Source organism: Massilia sp. LXY-5 (assembly GCF_059801075.1).
Window position 1 is genome coordinate 141,009 of sequence record NZ_JBNNEH010000002.1, and the last position, 15,533, is coordinate 156,541.

Below are 15,533 nucleotides of genomic sequence, written 5' to 3' on the forward strand. Positions count from 1 at the left end.
GGGGACGACCGCATGACATGACTTTTTGGTAAAAAGGCATTATACGGTCAAAGCAGGGCCTGGCTTTCCTCAGGCACCGGGGGAATATCTGTTTACAGCGGCGGCAGCGCAGGCCCGCCGGCGCAAAGGCCGGGGGCCGCAGGGCATCGTCATTGCGGCGATGGGCTGCTCATGAGCCGTTCACCGAGCGCACGCAGCAGGCTGGCGCCATCGCCGTGCCAGGCGCTGCCGTGCATGCATGCCAGGGTGCCGGGCGATTCGGCGGCCAGGTGTTCGATCAGCTGCCGCGTATTGGTCGAATGCGAAAAATAATCCATGGGCTGGCGAAATGCTTCGCTGTTCTCCAGGATGTCGTCGCCGGTCAATGCGGCGACACCCGTGCCGCCCTGGGTGAACAGATCGCCGCAGAACAGCGTTTTGGTCCGGGTATCCATCAGGAAGCCCGTTTCCCAGCCATGGGGCAAATGCGGTGCGTCGAGCCACTTGACCGCACGTTTGCCCAGCACGAGCTCGGTGCCGTCGCCCATTGCGTGGGCGGGCCGGTCCGCGAAATCGTTGACCGAGACCATGGCCGCCACCCGGCTACACAAGGGAACGGATTGCGGAGCGGCCGCCAGCCACTCGTTGATCGAACCGCATTCATCCGCTTCGAAATGCGAGAGGGCAATGAACCGCAGTTGGGTGACGGGAATGACGCTTTCGACCGCCTCCCTCACCAGGGGAAACATCTTTCTCGGCCCTGTATGAAACAGAAGCGGCTGGTCATCCACGACCAGGTACTGGTTGAATGAAAACCCGCCCGGTACCAGGCCCACCGGCGTATTGATGCGATAGACGCCGTCGGCGATCTCATGAACATTGGTACCGGCAGCTACATTGGTAATGGCCATTTCAAGCTCCAGGCAAAGACGACAAGCGTGTTCAGGCCGGGACGGCGACCGGCTCGACCGGCGCCGACAGCTGCCGGATAATCGCTGCCTGGTCGAGCCAGACATTTTCGCGCCTGATCCTGCCGTCTGCGGCGACTTCGAAAATGTGCAGGATCCGGAAACTGAGCGGCCTGCCGTGGCCGGGAATGCCCATCGGGTTGCCGACGGCCCGCCCGTGCCAGATACTCTCGTCCACGACGAAGTCTTCCCCGTACAGGCGCTTGACGGGCGTTACCTTTTCGCCCGCAAGGTCTGCGAACATCTGGTCATAGAATGCCCGCGCTGCCTGCTTGTCGCGCGAGACGCCGGCCGGCCAGCCCACCAGGTCGTGGGTGAGATCGTCTACCAGCGTGGACAGCACACCGTCGACATCGTCCTCCGCCTCATAGCGGAAATGCCGGTCGATCAGTGAATCGAATTGAGATTGTGTCAACACAGCCATGATTTTTTCCTGAATATGTGTAGAAAAGCCTCGTTTGGCTATAATAAACAGGTGTCTCATATGAGACGCCTGTCTTATTTTTAGACCATGCCAAACCAAACGTCAAGCGCCATCCAGCCGCCTTCCACGGTATCGCGCACCAATCTCCAGGCGGGGCGGGCCAGCCAGAAACAGCGCACTTACCAGGCGCTGCTCGATGCCGCACTCGTTTTAAGCGAGGCCGGGCAGCAGCCGACGCTGCAGGACATCGCCAGGAAGGCCATGGTGTCGCGCGCCACCGCCTACCGCTACTTTCCTTCGGTCGATGCACTCATCCATGAAGCCTATTTTGGGCGCGGCGTCGTCCCGCTCGATGAAGTGATGGCGCCCGGCGCCGAGCCGGTGCAGGCGGCCGGGCGCGCTGCCGACGCCATGAACCGGCTGCTGCTGGGGGACGAGGCGGGGGTGCATATCGTCGAGCGCGCCTTCATGCAGATGTGGCTGGACAATGCCTCGGAGGAGCGGCCCGCACGGATGGCAAGGCGGATGAACTACATCGATCCGATTGTGGCCAGTCTCGCCGACCGGCTCGATGACGCCGCCAGGTCGCGCTTGCGCACGGCCCTGGCGATGACGATGGGGACGGAAGCGATATTGGCGATGCGCGACGTTGCGGGCGCATCGAGGGAAGAGGCCGTGGCCGCGAGCATCTGGGCGGCCCAGTCGCTGGTACGCCAGGCACTGGCCGAAGCAGGCCGCTAAGTACCCTGCCTAGCCGATGAACGAATCGAACTGCATGTCGAATTCCTGCAGCGCCTTCTGCGCGTTCTGCATCTTCTTGCGGAATTCCGGCCCACGCTGCAGCGCCAGGCCCACGGCCAGCACGTCGATCACGACCAGGTAGGCCAGGCGCGCAGAGATCGGCGTGTAGGGGTCGATGTTAAACACCAGGTCGATCGGAATCAGCACGGACGCCATGTCCGCCAGCGGGGTGCCCGACGGCGCCAGCACGATCACGTCGGCCCCGCCGCGGCGCGCCAGTTTGGCGGAGCGCACCAGCTGCGGATTGTTACCGCGCTGCGAGATCGCCACCACCGCATCGCCTTCGCGCAGCAGGGCGGCCGCGATCGAATGGATCGCCGGGTCGGCGTAAGCGACGGTGGGCACGCCCGAGCGGAAGAATTTGTGCTGGGCGTCGGCGGCGACGATGCCGGACGTGCCCTGGCCGTAGAACTCGATTTTCTTGGCACGCGACAGGATGTCGAGCGCCTTTTGCACCGACTCGGCATTCAGGTTGTTGCGCAGGTCGAGCAGGGTGTTGATCGAGCGGCTGCAGATTTTGTTCACCAGGTCCGCCGCGAGATCGTCCTGGGCCGGCTGCTCGTTCGCGCTCGGCAAAGCCAGCGCCAGTCCCTGCGCCAGTTTCAGCTTGAACTCGTGCCAGCCGTCGTAACCGAGCGTGCGGCAAAAGCGCACGACGGTCGGCTCCGACACTTGCGCGCTTTTCGCCAGCGCCGTGATGTTCTGGCTGACGGTGGCGGCGGGCGCTTCCAGCACGGCCAGCGCGACTTTTCTCTCGGACTTCGAGAGCGAATCGAGCTGGGTGCGGATCGAGTCGAGCAGCATCGGGTCAGTCCTCGGGCAGCGCTTCTTCGCGCCACTGCAGGCCGTCGCGGCCGATCAGAGCGGAGGATGCGGCAGGGCCCCAGGTGCCGGAGGCATACGGCACGGGCGCGGTGTCGTCCTGCTCCCAGTGGTCGAGGATGGGTTCGACCCATTCCCAGGCCGCTTCCAGCTCGTCGCCGCGCATGAACAGGGTCAGCTGGCCGCGCAGGACGTCGAGCAGCAGGCGCTCGTAGGCTTCCATGCGCGGCGCCTTGAACTGCTCGCGGAAATCGAGTTCGAGTTCCGCCTGTTTGAGGCGCATGCTGTCGCCCGGGGTCTTCGCCATCAGGTTCAGCGACAAACCCTCGTCCGGCTGCAGGCGGATCACCAGGCTGTTCGGCTGGAAGCTCGACGTCGGCTGATTGAAAATCGAATGCGGGATCTGCTTGAAGCGCACGACGATCTCGGCCAGGCGGTCGGCCATGCGTTTGCCGGTGCGCAGGTAGAAGGGCACGCCGGCCCAGCGCCAGGTGTCGATCTCGGCCTTCATGGCGACGAAGGTCTCGGTTTTCGACTGCTTCGGCGCGTCCGGCTCGTCGCGGTAGCTCGGCACGGCCTTGCCGTCCACGAAACCGCCGCGGTACTGGCCGCGCACGATGTTTTGCGCCAGCGTGGTCGGCGTGAAGCGTTTCAGCGAACGCAGCACCTGCAGCTTGGCGTCGCGCACGGCGTCCGGAGAAATCGAGGTCGGCGGCTCCATCGCGACGATGCACAGCAGTTGCAGCAGGTGGTTCTGCAGCATGTCGCGCAGGGCGCCCGAGTTGTCGTAGTAGCCGAGGCGGTTGCCCACGCCGATCTTCTCGGCGATCGTGATCTGCACGTCGGAGATCCATTCGCGGCGCCACAATGGCTCGAACAGGACGTTCCCGAAGCGCAGCGCCAGCAGGTTCTGTACGGTCTCCTTGCCGAGGTAGTGGTCGATCCGGTAGATCTGCGATTCGGCGAAGACCTTGCCCACATCAAGGTTGATCTGCTTGGCGGATTCCAGGTCGCGCCCGAGCGGCTTTTCCAGCACCACGCGCGAGCTTGGGGTCGCCAGGCCGGTGGCGGCCAGGTTGTCGCAGATCTGGGCGAACAGGTGGGGCGGGGTGGCCAGGTAGTAGACGCGCGTGATCGCGTCGTCCTTGCGGAGGACTTCGACCAGCGGGCCGAAGGTATCGGCGTCGGTGGCGTCCAGGTCGATATACGTGATGCGCTCGAGGAAGTGCTGCCACTTGTTCTCGTCGACGCTGTCCTGGTCCTTGATGTGCTGCTTCGAGTGGCTGTCGACGAAGTTCAGGAATTCGTCCTGCGGCATCTTGTCGCGGCCCACGCAGATGATGCGTGCGCTGGCGGGCAGGTCGCTGGCGACATCGCGTGCATACATTGCAGGCAGCAGCTTGCGCATTGCAAGGTCGCCGCTGCCACCAAAGAGGACGAGGTCGAAATCGGAAATTGCCATAGTGTGGTCAGTCGCAGATAGTGAGAAGGGCAGTGCATGTAAATTTACTACATGAATATGCTCTTGGCAAGAAACTCTACTACGTGAATGCGGTTTATGGTGCCACAAGCGTGGCGAACGGCGCGTTCGCGTAGGGTGGGCGGCTCCACCATGCCGCCTGATCAGCGAAGAGATTTGCGCCGCCCACGCGTTCGACGCACGGATGAATACCGCGACAGTTTTCGGCCGGTTGAACGCGTGGGCGGCGTCGAGGCCGCGTAAGCGCAAGCCGGCGGGTGGAGCCGCCCACCATGTGAAACGATCAGCGCTTGTATTCGGCCTGCACCTGCCCGGCCACATCCATGCGCATGCACAGCACCTTGCCCGTCAGCGGATACTGTTCCAGCTCGGCGGCGGAGCGGCCATGGCTGGCGCTGGTCACGTACAGGGTATGCAGGTCGGCCCCGCCAAAGGCGACGGCCGTCGGGCAGCGCAGCGGCAGCTCGATCTCGCGCAGCAGTTCGCCCGTCGGCGAGAGCTTCAGCAAGCGCCCGCCCTCGAACATCGCGACCCAGTAATTGCCCTCGGCATCGACCGCGGCGCCGTCCGGACGCCCGCCATAGTCCGGCGAGGTCTTGTCGGTCGAGAAGGTCACGAGATTGCGCCCGTTCGCCACCTCTCCTGTCGCGGCATCGAAATCGTAGACGTCGATGCGGTGGCTGGTGGTATCGGCATGGAACATGGTGCGCCCGTCCGGCGTCCAGGCCAGGCCGTTCGAATTGGTCATGTTGCCCGACCAGGCCAGGCGCAGCCTATCGCGCTCGAGCACGTACATGTCGGCGGCCGGCTTGTCGCGCGGTTCGTACATGGTGCCGACCCAGAAGCGCCCGGCAGGATCCACGCGGCCGTCGTTGAAGCGCGTGATTGCCGTGTCGTAGGGGGCAGGGCAAATGTCGGTCATCTCGCCGCTGGTCGTGTTCAGGCGCACGAAGCCCAGGCGCGTGGCGACGACCAGGTTGTTGTCGCCGTCGGCGGCAATCGCCGAGGGTTCGGAGGCCATCGTCCAGGACGAGAACTTGCCGCTCGCCGGGTGCACCCGGTTCACGGTCATGCCATTGATGTCGACCCAGTACAGGGCCGATTCCACGTCGTGCCAGAATGGGCACTCGCCCACCTGCATCGCTTCGTCGTGGATGACGTCGATTTTCACGGTTTTCATGGTGTCACTCACGTTCGTGCTCAAACCGCGGCCTTGGCGCGGGCGATCAGGCCATTGGTGGAGCTGTCGTGCTGTTCCGGACGCGGCTCGCCCTTGAGCTCTGCCTCGACCTGTTTGGCCAGCACCTTGCCCAGTTCGACGCCCCACTGGTCGAAGCTGTTCAGGTCCCACAGTACGCCCTGCACGAAGGTTTTATGTTCGTAGAGCGCGATCAGGGCGCCCAGCGTGGCCGGCGTCAGGTATTCCATCAGGATCGTGTTGCTCGGCCGGTTGCCGGGGAAGGTCTTATGGGGCGCCAGGCGCTCGATCTCGCCCAGCGACAGGCCTTGTCCCTGCAGGTCCAGGCGCACTTCGTCGATCGTCTTGCCCTTCATGAAGGCTTCCGACTGGGCGAAACAGTTCGCCAGCAGGGCGGTGTGGTGGTTCTGCAGCTCGTGCGCCGGACGGAGGGCGGCGATGAAATCGATCGGCGTCACGTCCGTGCCCTGGTGCAGCAGCTGGAAATAGGCGTGCTGGCCGTTGGTGCCCGGCTCGCCCCAGATGGCGGGACAGGTCGGGGTATCGACCGGCTCGCCCTCGCGCGTCACGCGCTTGCCGTTGCTCTCCATGTCGAGCTGCTGCAGGTAGGCCGGGAAGCGGTTCAGGTCCTGGTGGTAGGGCGCGATCGAGACCGAGGTACAGCCGAGGAACTGGCGGTTCCAGAAGCCGACCAGGGCCAGCAGCATCGGCATGTTTTCTTCCACTGCCGCGGTCCGGAAATGCTGGTCCATCGCATGGGCGCCGGCCAGGAAGTCCGAGAAATAACCGAAGCCGACGGCGAGCGCCACCGGCAGGCCGATCGCCGACCACACCGAATAGCGGCCGCCCACCCAGTCCCAGAACGGGAACATGTTGGCCGGGTCGATGCCGAATTTTTTAATGGCTTCCACGTTGGTCGAGACCGCGACGAAGTGTTTCGCAAGCGCCTCTTCCTGCGCATGGGCCAGGAACCACATGCGCGCGGTCTGCGCATTCATCATGGTCTCGGCCGTCGTAAACGTTTTCGAGGCGATGATGAAGAGCGTGGTTTCCGGGTTCACTTTCTCGAGCGCCGCGTCCATGTCGTGGCCGTCGACGTTGGAGACGAAGTGCATGGTCAGGCTCGGATGGCTGTACTGGCGCAGCGCCAGGCAGACCATCTTCGGGCCGAGGTCGGAGCCGCCGATGCCGATGTTGATGATGTCGGTGATCGGCTTGCCCGTGTGGCCGAGCCAGTCGCCGCTGCGCACGGCATCGGTGAAGGTCTTGATGCGCGCCAGCACGGCGTGCACGTCGGCGCTGACGTCCTGGCCGTCGACGCTCAGTTGCGCATCGCGCGGCGCGCGCAGGGCGGTGTGCAGGACGGCGCGGTTCTCGGTGTTGTTGATCTTCTCGCCGGCGAACATCGCGTCGCGGCGCGCCTCGACGCCGCGCTCGCGCGCAAGGCTTGCGAGCAGTTCAAGCGTGCGCCCGTCAAGGCGGTTTTTTGAATAGTCTAGGAACAGGCCGGCGGCCTCGATCGACATGCGCTCGAAGCGCTGCAGATCGGCCGCGAACAGATGCCGCATCTCCCAGTCTTCGGCCTCGACGGCGTGGGTTTCGAGGGCCTGGAAGCTGGGCGTGCTGGTCAGTGGAATGGCGGTCATGTTGAGCGGGCGATGTTGTTTTGAACAGATTATCGAATGATACAGGAATGGGAAGTAAATTCACTACACGTCGAGGCGTGCGGACGCTGTCGGTGTTGATAGCATTGCCATTGACCGGGCGGTGTTGACGCGTGGGCTCGGGAGCCCACCCTACGTTACACAGCGGCCAACAAGATAATTTTGTTTCCCGGGAGGTTGCGCACCGTAGGGTGGGCTCCCCGAGCCCACGCGTTACGCACGGCGGCAAGTCGAAAAGCGAGCCTTTGCCACAATCCCATTCCCATTTCGTAGTAAAATTTCAGAATCCAATTTCGAAGGAACGATTATGGCGCTGCACCCCGTAGTTGAAAAGGTAACGAACCGGATCATCGAGCGCAGCCGCGTCTCGCGCGCGGCCTATCTGGCGCACCTCGAGGCGGCGCGGATTGGCGGCGTACAGCGCAGCGCGCTCGCCTGCACCAACCTGGCCCACGGTTTCGCCGCCTTCCCCGAGAACGACAAACTGAAACTGCGCGAGCAGAAGAAGCCATCGGTGGCGATCGTCTCCTCGTACAACGACATGCTGTCGGCGCACCACCCGTTCGAATACTTCCCCAAGATTATCAAGGACGCCGTGCGCGACATCGGCGCCGTGGCCCAGTTCGCGGGCGGCGTGCCGGCCATGTGCGACGGCGTCACGCAAGGCCAGCCGGGCATGGAACTGTCCCTGTTCTCGCGCGACACCATCGCCATGTCGACCGCGGTCGCGCTCTCGCACAACATGTTCGACGCCGCCCTCTACCTCGGCATCTGCGACAAGATCGTCCCGGGCCTGCTCATCGGCGCGCTGCACTTCGGCCATATCCCGGCCGTGTTCGTGCCGGGCGGCCCGATGACCACCGGCCTGTCGAATAAAGAGAAGGCGCGCGTGCGCCAGCTCTACGCGCAGGGCAAGGCCACGCGCGACGAGCTGCTCGAGTGCGAATCGCAGTCCTATCACAGCGCCGGCACCTGCACCTTCTACGGCACCGCCAACAGCAACCAGATGCTGATGGAGATGATGGGCCTGCACCTGCCGGGTTCGGCCTTCATCACGCCGGGCACGCCGCTGCGCGACGCGCTGACGCGCGCCTCCTCGCAGCAGGCGGTGGCGATTTCCCAGCAGGGTGGCCATTACATGCCGGTCGGGCACGTCGTCGACGAAAAAAGCATCGTCAACGCCATCGCCGCGCTGCACGCGACCGGCGGCTCGACCAACCACACGATGCACCTGGTTGCCATCGCGCGCGCCGCCGGCATCGTCATCGACTGGAACGACTTCGACGAACTGTCGAAAGTGGTGCCGCTGCTGACCCGCATCTACCCGAACGGCGACGCCGACGTGAACCACTTCCAGGCCGCAGGCGGCCCTGGTTTCGTGATCCGCGAACTGCTGGATGCGGGCCTGGCGCACGAAGACGTCAACACCATCCTCGGCCACGGCCTGCGCAAGCATTGCAAGGAACCCTTCCTGGACGAAGCCGGCAACGCCGTGTTCCGCGACGTGCCCGCGCAGAGCGGCGACGAAGACGTGCTGCGTCCGGCCTCGAACCCGTTCAGCAGCAACGGCGGCATGGTGCTGGTCAAGGGTAACCTCGGCCGCGCCGTGATGAAGGTCTCGGCCGTCAAGATGGAACACCAGACCGTGGAAGCGCCTGCACTGACCTTCAATTCGCAGGAAGACTTCATGCATGCGTATAAAGCGGGGCACCTGAACCGCGACTTCGTCGCCGTGATCCGCTTCCAGGGTCCGCGCGCGAACGGCATGCCGGAACTGCATGCGCTCACGCCTGCGCTGTCGAACCTGCAGGACGCCGGCCACCGCGTGGCGATGGTCACCGACGGCCGCATGTCGGGCGCGTCGGGCAAGGTGCCGGCGGCGATCCACGTGTCGCCGGAGATCCTGTCCGGCGGTCCGCTCGGCAAGGTGCGCGACGGCGACATCATCCGCGTCTGCGCCGCCACCGGCACCCTGGAAGCATTGGTCCCGGCCGAGGTCTGGGAGCAGCGCAAGCAGGTCACGGCCGACATCTCCGCCAGCCACATCGGCATGGGCCGCGACCTGTTCGGCATGTTCCGCCATCACAGCAGCGTGGCGGAAGAGGGCGCGGCGACCTTCCCGCTGCCTTCGCCACGCCACACCACCGTACCGTTGCATGAAGGCGCCGACAGCGGCGAAATCATGCCCGGCTCCGACGAAGACTTCCTGTTCAAAACCCCGAAGTGAGCATGACCATGACCATGACCGTACTCGACATCATGCGCTCGGCGAGCGTGATCCCCGTGATCGCCATCGACGATCCATCCCACGCCGTGCCGCTGGCAAAAGCCCTGGTGGCAGGCGGCATCCGCGTGCTGGAAGTGACCCTGCGCACCGCCCACGGCCTGCAGGCCATTCGCGACATGGCGCAGGTTGAAGGCGCCATCGTCGGCGTCGGCACCCTGACGCAAGGCGAGGAATTCGCCGCCGCGCGCGACGCCGGCGCCGTGTTCGGCGTCTCGCCGGGCCTGACGCCCGCCCTCATCGAAGCGGCGAAAAAGAGCGGCCTGCCGCTGCTGCCGGGCGTGATGACGCCGTCGGAAGTGATGGCGGCGCGCGAAGCCGGTTTCCGTGAACTGAAGCTGTTCCCGGCGGTGCCGGCGGGCGGCGTCGGCATGCTCAACGCGATCGCCGGTCCGCTGTCGGACGTGACCTTCTGCCCGACCGGCGGCATCTCGATCGATACCGCGCCCGCCTTCCTCGCGTGTAAAAACGTGGCCTGCGTCGGCGGTTCGTGGCTGACCCCGAAGGATGCGATCATGGCCGGTGACTGGAACCGCATCACCGAGCTGGCGAAAGCCGCAGCGGCCCTGCGCAAGTAAGCCCGCATGAAGCGCATCATGGCACCCGGGCCGGTCGCCATGCTGCGCCTCCTCCCGTTGCTGCTGCTGGTCTCCTGCGGGCAGCAGCTGGCGCCGCCGGCGCCGGGCCCGGGAACCGATTCGAGCCCCTACCGCGCCGGGGCGGCTTCCGGTGGTGCCGCCGTCTACGCAGTCGATCCGCGTGCCTCGCTGGTGGCCGTCACGGTACGCCGCGCAGGCCTGATGGCGCGGCTCGGACACGACCACGTGGTGGCCAGCCGCACGCTGGCGGGCCAGGTCGCACCTGGCGCGGGCAGCGCCGACCTTTCTTTCCGTCTCGACGAGATGAGCGTCGACGAGCCGCAACTGCTGCGCGACGCGGGCATCGACAAGCAACCCTCGGCACCGGCGGTCGAGGGCACGCGCACCAACATGCTCGGTCCGGTGCTCGAGGCGCAGCGCTATCCGCTGGTGACGCTGCATGCGCAGCAGCAGGCCGACGGCCGGCTACGCGTCGCCGTCACGCTGCACGGCGTCACGCGCTGGCTGGCGCTGCCGGCCACGGTCCAGGTCGACCCGGCCCAGGTCGTCGCGAGCGGAACGGCGCGCCTGAAGCAAACGGATTTCGGCATCACGCCGTTTTCGGTAGGGGGCGGACTGCTGTCGGTACAGGACGAGCTCGAGGTGCGCTACCAGGTCGTCGCACGGCGCTGAAGGCCATTCGCCAACGCAGCGCGCTGCAATCGTGTGACGCAAGCCCATCCACATGTTACGCTCGGCGCATGCTACATCGCATTGCAAACATGCTCCTGCTCGGGTGCGCCCTGTGGGCCTGGAGCGCCGCCCCGGTGGCAGCGCAGCCTGGCGCGCCCAGGTTCGAACTGAACGTGGAGCGCGTCGACGCCGCCGAAGGGAACAAGGTCTACCAGATCGCTTCGAGCGGCACGGTGGCGGCCGCGCCGGCCGCTGTCTGGCGTGTCCTCACCGATTACAACCATTTTGCCGATTACCTGCCCAATCTGAAAAGCGCGCGCGTCGTGTCCCGCGATGGCGACAGCCTCATTGTCGAACAGCTGGGCACCGCCCGCTTTCTGTTTTTCAGCCGGACCATCCGCCTGGTGGTGCAGGTGCATGAACGGGCGCCGGATCGCATCGACATCAGTCTGGTCGACGGCGACATGAAAGTCTACCGCGCCAGCTGGGAGCTGAGTCCTTTGGCCGGCGCCACCGGCACCAGGGTGGCATACAACGCGACCATCGTGCCGAAGTTCGATGTGCCGGGGATAATCGGAACGAACGTGGTAAGGAAGGATATTGCCAGGATGATGGCGGCAGTGTTGTTGCGACTGGATCGGCCGGAGTAGCATATCGTTGTGACCGGTGCAGCGGTTCGAGATGTGGGTTTCCGTAGTGGCCATTCTTTAGTTCGCTGGCCACTGGAACCGGGCAACTACTCGGCTACACTGTCCCGCAGTCAGGGAGCGACCGGGTCGAGTGTTATCATTTGTCCCGAAGATTCAGACGTAACCCAACCAACTTGTGCAAATCGCGCCTGCGCCGCCAACATATCGAGCCTGCCAATGATCGAACCCCATGACCAGCCGCACTTCCGCGGCGGCGGCGCTATGGGCGCACTGATCCGTAGCCACGACTGGTCGACAACGCCGCTTGGTCGACGCGAATCATGGCCTCTGTCCTTGAAGACAGCCGTGAGCCTGATGCTGCGTGCGCAGCAGCCCATGTTCATCGCCTGGGGGCCAGGCCACATCTCGCTCTACAACGACGGCTACATCCCGATCCTCGGCGACAAGCATCCCGCTGCGCTCGGCCATTCGATGGCCGAGGTCTGGAGCGAGATCTGGGACGAACTACGTTTGTTGAACGAGGCCGTCATGCGCGGCGAGTCGCTGTCATTCGAGAACAGGCCGTTCAGGCTGGCCAGCCGCGAGACGCCCGGACCGCACTATTTCAGCTTCACCTACACCCCCTTGCTGGATGACGACGGGCAGGTCGCGGGCATCTTCTGCGCGGCGATCGAAACCACCTCGACGGTAATGCTCGCCGACAATGCACGCACCGCGAGCGCAGCGCAGCAGGCCCTTGCCGAGAGCGAAGAACGCCTGCGCCTGGCCACGGACGCTTCCGAAATCGCGTTCTGGGATGTGAACGTGCCCGAGGGCAGCCTGATCTGGCAGCCGGGGCTGCGTAGCATGTTCGGCATCACGACCGATGAAGCGCTGTCGCTGGACGACTTCTACGCGGGCCTGCATCCGGACGACCGGGCGACAGTGGCCGGCGCATTTGCGGCGGCCTGCGATCCGCAGCGGCGCGCGCTTTACAACGTCGAGTACCGCGCGGTGGGACGCGACGACGGCCGGGTACGCTGGATTGCGGCCAAGGGACGCGGACTATTCGACGCCGCCGGCCGCTGCGTGCGCGCCAACGGCACGGCGATGGACATCACGAGCCGCAAGACCACCGAACTGGCGATGGAGATGGCCCTGGAAGCCAGCCGCACCGGCACCTTCCACTGGGACATCCAGGACAACCGGCTCACCTGGGATGGCGCGCTCGACCGCCTGTTCGGCCTGCGCCCCGGCGAGGCGGTGCGTAGCCTCGACCAATTCATCGCGCTGGTTCACCCGGACGACCGCGCCGAGGTGATCCGCCGGTGCGAGCGCTGCCGCGATCACGGTGACGATTTCGAGATGGAGCTCCGGGTGGTGTACCCGGATGGGTCGGTGCACTGGCTGTACGATCGTGGCCGGACCTTCCTTGACCCGACTGGCCGCGCGCGGACAATGACCGGCGCTTGTGTCGACATTACCCACTACGTACGCACGCGCGAGGCGCTCAAGCTAGCCGATCGCCAGAAGGACGAATTCCTGGCCACGCTCGCACATGAGTTGCGCAATCCGCTCGCACCTCTGCGCACCGGGCTGCACTTGCTGCAGCATATCAAAGGCGGCCTGCCGAGCCAGGCGGACCAGGTGCTGGGCATCATGCAACGCCAGTTCGATCACATGGTGCACCTGGTCGACGACCTGCTCGACATCGCGCGCATCCGGCAGGGCAAGATCCTGTTGCGGCAGGATCCGCTTTCACTGCAGTCCGTGCTCGAACAAGCGCTGGAGGGCGTGCAGGCTCTGCTCGACGCGCAGGGCCATCGGGTCATCTGGCAAGGTGTGGATCCTGCACTATGGGTCATGGGGGACTCGACCCGGCTGGTCCAGGTGGTGGGCAACCTGCTGAACAACGCGGCGAAGTACACGCCGCGCGGAGGCTGCGTGGCGCTGCGCGGAGGCGAGGCTGACCAGCCGGGCATGCTGGTCATCGAGGTGGCCGACACCGGCATCGGCATCCCGCCCGATATGATCGAGCACGTGTTCGACCGGTTTGCGCAGGTGCAGCAGCACCTGGGCCATGCACAGGGTGGGCTGGGCATCGGCCTGAGCGTCGTCAAGGGCCTGGTCGAAATGCACGGCGGCCGCGTCGTCGCCGAGAGCGCCGGCCCGGGCGCCGGCAGCCTGTTCCGCATCTGGCTGCCGCGTGCGGACGCGCCGGAGCCGGTCGGGGCCGCGCCGCCGGCGAGTCCCGGCGCCATCGAGCGCTACAGGGTGCTGGTCGTCGACGATAACCGCGACGCGGCCGAGACCATGGCCATGGTGCTGGAAACGAGCGGCCACGCGGTACTCCTCGCGTACGACGGGCAGACAGCGGTAGAGATGGTGAAGCGGCATGACCCTGCGGTGGTGTTCCTCGACATCGGCATGCCGGGCATGAATGGCTACGAGACTGCATCGCTGTTACGGGCCTTGCCGGGCGCCCAGGCACGCGTGCTGGTGGCGCTTACCGGCTGGGGCAGCGAGGCCGATCAGGCGCGCAGCCTCGAGGCGGGTTTCGACCTCCACCTTACCAAGCCGGTCGACATCGACAAAGTCCTGCGCGTGCTGTCGGCGCGCTTCAGCCACGACCTTCGCGCACCGGCCCTGTGAGCGCATTGCTTCAGGCAGACGCCAATGGCAGACGACTGTGAGGCATTGGTGTCCAGGAAGCTGTGTTAAAACGGCATTCGAGCGATCTGCTTTAAGATTGCCATGCTTCTCAATCTCACAAAAGCAAGCAATGGATGCCCTACCGTTTCGTCGCCCGCGTTCAGAGCGGTGGCGTCCCCTCACCGCAGGCGAAATCGCCATGGCCTCGCTGCTGTTCCGCGATGCCGTCGACTACGAGCGCGTGCGCATCCACGGCCGGCGCTACATGCCCTTCCAGCCGAAGAACTGCGCGATGACGCCGAACGGCAGCATGTACTTCCACCATTCCTGCTTCCTCGACGACTACGCGCAGGCCAGCCTCACCGGCCAGCATTGGTTCATGCACGAGATGGTGCACGTCTGGCAGCACCAGCTGGGCTACCCCGTACGCCTGCGCGGGGCGGTGCGCATTGCGCTGCCTTACCACTACGATCTGCATGAAGACGCCACGCTGGCCGACTACAACATGGAAGCGCAGGGCGACCTGCTGGCCGATTACTTCGTGCTGAAATTCCTGCAGCGTCCGGAGGCGATGCGCCAGCGGCGCTATGCCGGACAGCTGGCGCTGTACGAACAGGTCCTCTCGCATTTCCTGGCCGACCCCGCCAGCCGCACCAACCTGCATCGCGGTCTCGCCCGGCGCCTGGCTTACCTGCCGCTGCGTCGCCGCGTTTCGTAGGGTGGGCGGCTCTAACTGACCGCGCGCGATCAGGCTGCCTGAAACGCCGCCCACACGTTCAAACAGCTGTCGATCCCTTGCACAGCCTTGTCGAGCCGGCCGCATTCGCCCGCCCGGCCTCCCAGGTTTGATCCTCATCAATACTGCGCTACGGCAACAAATTAGGCTTATTCCTGCCCACCCCTCCTGCATTCCGAACCCGTGATGAAGCGAACTCTGACCCTGTGCCTTGCCGGCCTGCTCCTGCTCCCCGCGCAGGCAACGCGCCGTGTCGGCGAAGCACAGGTGCGGATGGATGCCAATGGGCTACCGTGCTTCACGATCTCGGAACGCGAGGAAGAACGCGGCGGCACACCTGACTTCCATGCTATCAGGGTGAGCGCAGGGGGGCGCATCCTGTGGCAGATGGCAATGCCGCGCGAGCGGACCTTTCCCGTCAGTTTCAGCATGTGTATCCCGTATGGCGGACGGGTGCCGGCACTGCCGCAGACGCCCGCGGCCACGCTGGAAGGCGCGGTTGCTTATACCGTACACATCGAAACCCGTCCCGGCAAAAGCGCGGCGACACCGACCCACTATCGCGCGCGCTTCTGCCTGGCAAAGAGTCGCCTGCTACCGGGGTGTGGCGCCAGGCCCAATTAGC

14 protein-coding genes are annotated in these 15,533 nt (G+C 65.1%); 8 read left to right on the top strand and 6 right to left on the bottom strand.

Going from position 1 to position 15,533, the window contains the following annotated elements; genetic code table 11:
- Nucleotides 1–149: 149 nt before the first annotated feature.
- On the bottom strand, nucleotides 150–890 hold the full coding sequence (locus ACI48I_RS04120; protein ID WP_193688767.1) for an oxygen-binding di-iron domain-containing protein: 741 nt from the start codon (nucleotides 888–890) through the stop codon (nucleotides 150–152).
- Nucleotides 891–921: 31 nt separating this feature from the next.
- Complete coding sequence (locus ACI48I_RS04125) at nucleotides 922–1,431, bottom strand: ester cyclase (protein ID WP_227496716.1); 510 nt, start codon at nucleotides 1,429–1,431, stop codon at nucleotides 922–924.
- 27 nt (nucleotides 1,432–1,458) lie between these two features.
- On the opposite strand from ACI48I_RS04125, the gene ACI48I_RS04130 reads away from it, so the two are divergent.
- A complete protein-coding gene (locus ACI48I_RS04130) occupies nucleotides 1,459–2,112 on the top strand; it encodes a TetR/AcrR family transcriptional regulator (RefSeq protein WP_193688768.1) in 654 nt (217 codons plus the stop codon).
- Nucleotides 2,113–2,121: 9 nt separating this feature from the next.
- On the opposite strand, the gene ACI48I_RS04135 is transcribed toward ACI48I_RS04130, so the two are convergent.
- The 4 genes from ACI48I_RS04135 to pgi all read right to left on the bottom strand — a co-directional run bounded on the left by ACI48I_RS04135 (nucleotide 2,122) and on the right by pgi (nucleotide 7,318).
- Nucleotides 2,122–2,976, bottom strand: coding sequence for an SIS domain-containing protein (locus tag ACI48I_RS04135; RefSeq protein WP_193688769.1), 855 nt, complete (start codon nucleotides 2,974–2,976; stop codon nucleotides 2,122–2,124).
- A 4-nt stretch (nucleotides 2,977–2,980) separates the two neighbouring features.
- Complete coding sequence (zwf, locus tag ACI48I_RS04140; RefSeq protein WP_193688770.1) at nucleotides 2,981–4,456, bottom strand: glucose-6-phosphate dehydrogenase; 1,476 nt, start codon at nucleotides 4,454–4,456, stop codon at nucleotides 2,981–2,983.
- A gap of 301 nt (nucleotides 4,457–4,757) precedes the next feature.
- Nucleotides 4,758–5,654 carry an SMP-30/gluconolactonase/LRE family protein gene (locus ACI48I_RS04145; protein ID WP_498573410.1) on the bottom strand — a complete coding sequence of 299 codons (897 nt, stop codon included), beginning with the start codon at nucleotides 5,652–5,654 and terminating at the stop codon, nucleotides 4,758–4,760.
- 20 nt (nucleotides 5,655–5,674) lie between these two features.
- Nucleotides 5,675–7,318, bottom strand: a complete 1,644-nt coding sequence (gene pgi, locus ACI48I_RS04150; protein ID WP_498573411.1) for a glucose-6-phosphate isomerase — start codon at nucleotides 7,316–7,318, stop codon at nucleotides 5,675–5,677.
- A gap of 325 nt (nucleotides 7,319–7,643) precedes the next feature.
- Between pgi and edd the strand changes: the two genes are divergently transcribed.
- From edd to ACI48I_RS04185, 7 genes are all read left to right on the top strand, one after another.
- A complete protein-coding gene (edd, locus tag ACI48I_RS04155) occupies nucleotides 7,644–9,563 on the top strand; it encodes a phosphogluconate dehydratase (RefSeq protein WP_193688772.1) in 1,920 nt (639 codons plus the stop codon).
- A gap of 8 nt (nucleotides 9,564–9,571) precedes the next feature.
- The gene (gene eda, locus ACI48I_RS04160) at nucleotides 9,572–10,198 is read left to right on the top strand and encodes a bifunctional 4-hydroxy-2-oxoglutarate aldolase/2-dehydro-3-deoxy-phosphogluconate aldolase (protein WP_498573412.1); all 627 of its coding nucleotides are present in this window, start codon (nucleotides 9,572–9,574) and stop codon (nucleotides 10,196–10,198) included.
- A gap of 6 nt (nucleotides 10,199–10,204) precedes the next feature.
- Nucleotides 10,205–10,891 carry a YceI family protein gene (locus ACI48I_RS04165; protein ID WP_498573413.1) on the top strand — a complete coding sequence of 229 codons (687 nt, stop codon included), beginning with the start codon at nucleotides 10,205–10,207 and terminating at the stop codon, nucleotides 10,889–10,891.
- Between the two features lie 89 nt (nucleotides 10,892–10,980).
- Entirely contained in the window at nucleotides 10,981–11,541 is a 561-nt protein-coding gene (locus ACI48I_RS04170) for an SRPBCC family protein (RefSeq protein WP_227496718.1), read from the top strand.
- 333 nt (nucleotides 11,542–11,874) lie between these two features.
- A complete protein-coding gene (locus ACI48I_RS04175; protein ID WP_498573414.1) occupies nucleotides 11,875–14,172 on the top strand; it encodes a hybrid sensor histidine kinase/response regulator in 2,298 nt (765 codons plus the stop codon).
- Nucleotides 14,173–14,371: 199 nt separating this feature from the next.
- The gene (locus tag ACI48I_RS04180; RefSeq protein WP_193688776.1) at nucleotides 14,372–14,890 is read left to right on the top strand and encodes a Rhs element Vgr protein; all 519 of its coding nucleotides are present in this window, start codon (nucleotides 14,372–14,374) and stop codon (nucleotides 14,888–14,890) included.
- Between the two features lie 204 nt (nucleotides 14,891–15,094).
- Nucleotides 15,095–15,532: a hypothetical protein gene (locus ACI48I_RS04185; protein WP_498573415.1), complete on the top strand. Its 438-nt coding sequence runs from the start codon at nucleotides 15,095–15,097 to the stop codon at nucleotides 15,530–15,532.
- The last annotated feature ends 1 nt before the right edge of the window (nucleotide 15,533 follow it).

What these genes read in the sequence shown, in the direction of transcription:
- ACI48I_RS04120 (WP_193688767.1), bottom strand. Translation starts at nt 890, where the DNA reads ATGGCCATTACCAATGTAGCTGCCGGTACCAATGTTCATGAGATCGCC.
- ACI48I_RS04125 (WP_227496716.1), bottom strand. Translation starts at nt 1,431, where the DNA reads ATGAGACACCTGTTTATTATAGCCAAACGAGGCTTTTCTACACATATT.
- ACI48I_RS04130 (WP_193688768.1), top strand. Translation starts at nt 1,459, where the DNA reads ATGCCAAACCAAACGTCAAGCGCCATCCAGCCGCCTTCCACGGTATCG.
- ACI48I_RS04135 (WP_193688769.1), bottom strand. Translation starts at nt 2,976, where the DNA reads ATGCTGCTCGACTCGATCCGCACCCAGCTCGATTCGCTCTCGAAGTCC.
- zwf (WP_193688770.1), bottom strand. Translation starts at nt 4,456, where the DNA reads ATGGCAATTTCCGATTTCGACCTCGTCCTCTTTGGTGGCAGCGGCGAC.
- ACI48I_RS04145 (WP_498573410.1), bottom strand. Translation starts at nt 5,654, where the DNA reads ATGAAAACCGTGAAAATCGACGTCATCCACGACGAAGCGATGCAGGTG.
- pgi (WP_498573411.1), bottom strand. Translation starts at nt 7,318, where the DNA reads ATGACCGCCATTCCACTGACCAGCACGCCCAGCTTCCAGGCCCTCGAA.
- edd (WP_193688772.1), top strand. Translation starts at nt 7,644, where the DNA reads ATGGCGCTGCACCCCGTAGTTGAAAAGGTAACGAACCGGATCATCGAG.
- eda (WP_498573412.1), top strand. Translation starts at nt 9,572, where the DNA reads ATGACCATGACCGTACTCGACATCATGCGCTCGGCGAGCGTGATCCCC.
- ACI48I_RS04165 (WP_498573413.1), top strand. Translation starts at nt 10,205, where the DNA reads ATGAAGCGCATCATGGCACCCGGGCCGGTCGCCATGCTGCGCCTCCTC.
- ACI48I_RS04170 (WP_227496718.1), top strand. Translation starts at nt 10,981, where the DNA reads ATGCTCCTGCTCGGGTGCGCCCTGTGGGCCTGGAGCGCCGCCCCGGTG.
- ACI48I_RS04180 (WP_193688776.1), top strand. Translation starts at nt 14,372, where the DNA reads ATGGCCTCGCTGCTGTTCCGCGATGCCGTCGACTACGAGCGCGTGCGC.
- ACI48I_RS04185 (WP_498573415.1), top strand. Translation starts at nt 15,095, where the DNA reads ATGAAGCGAACTCTGACCCTGTGCCTTGCCGGCCTGCTCCTGCTCCCC.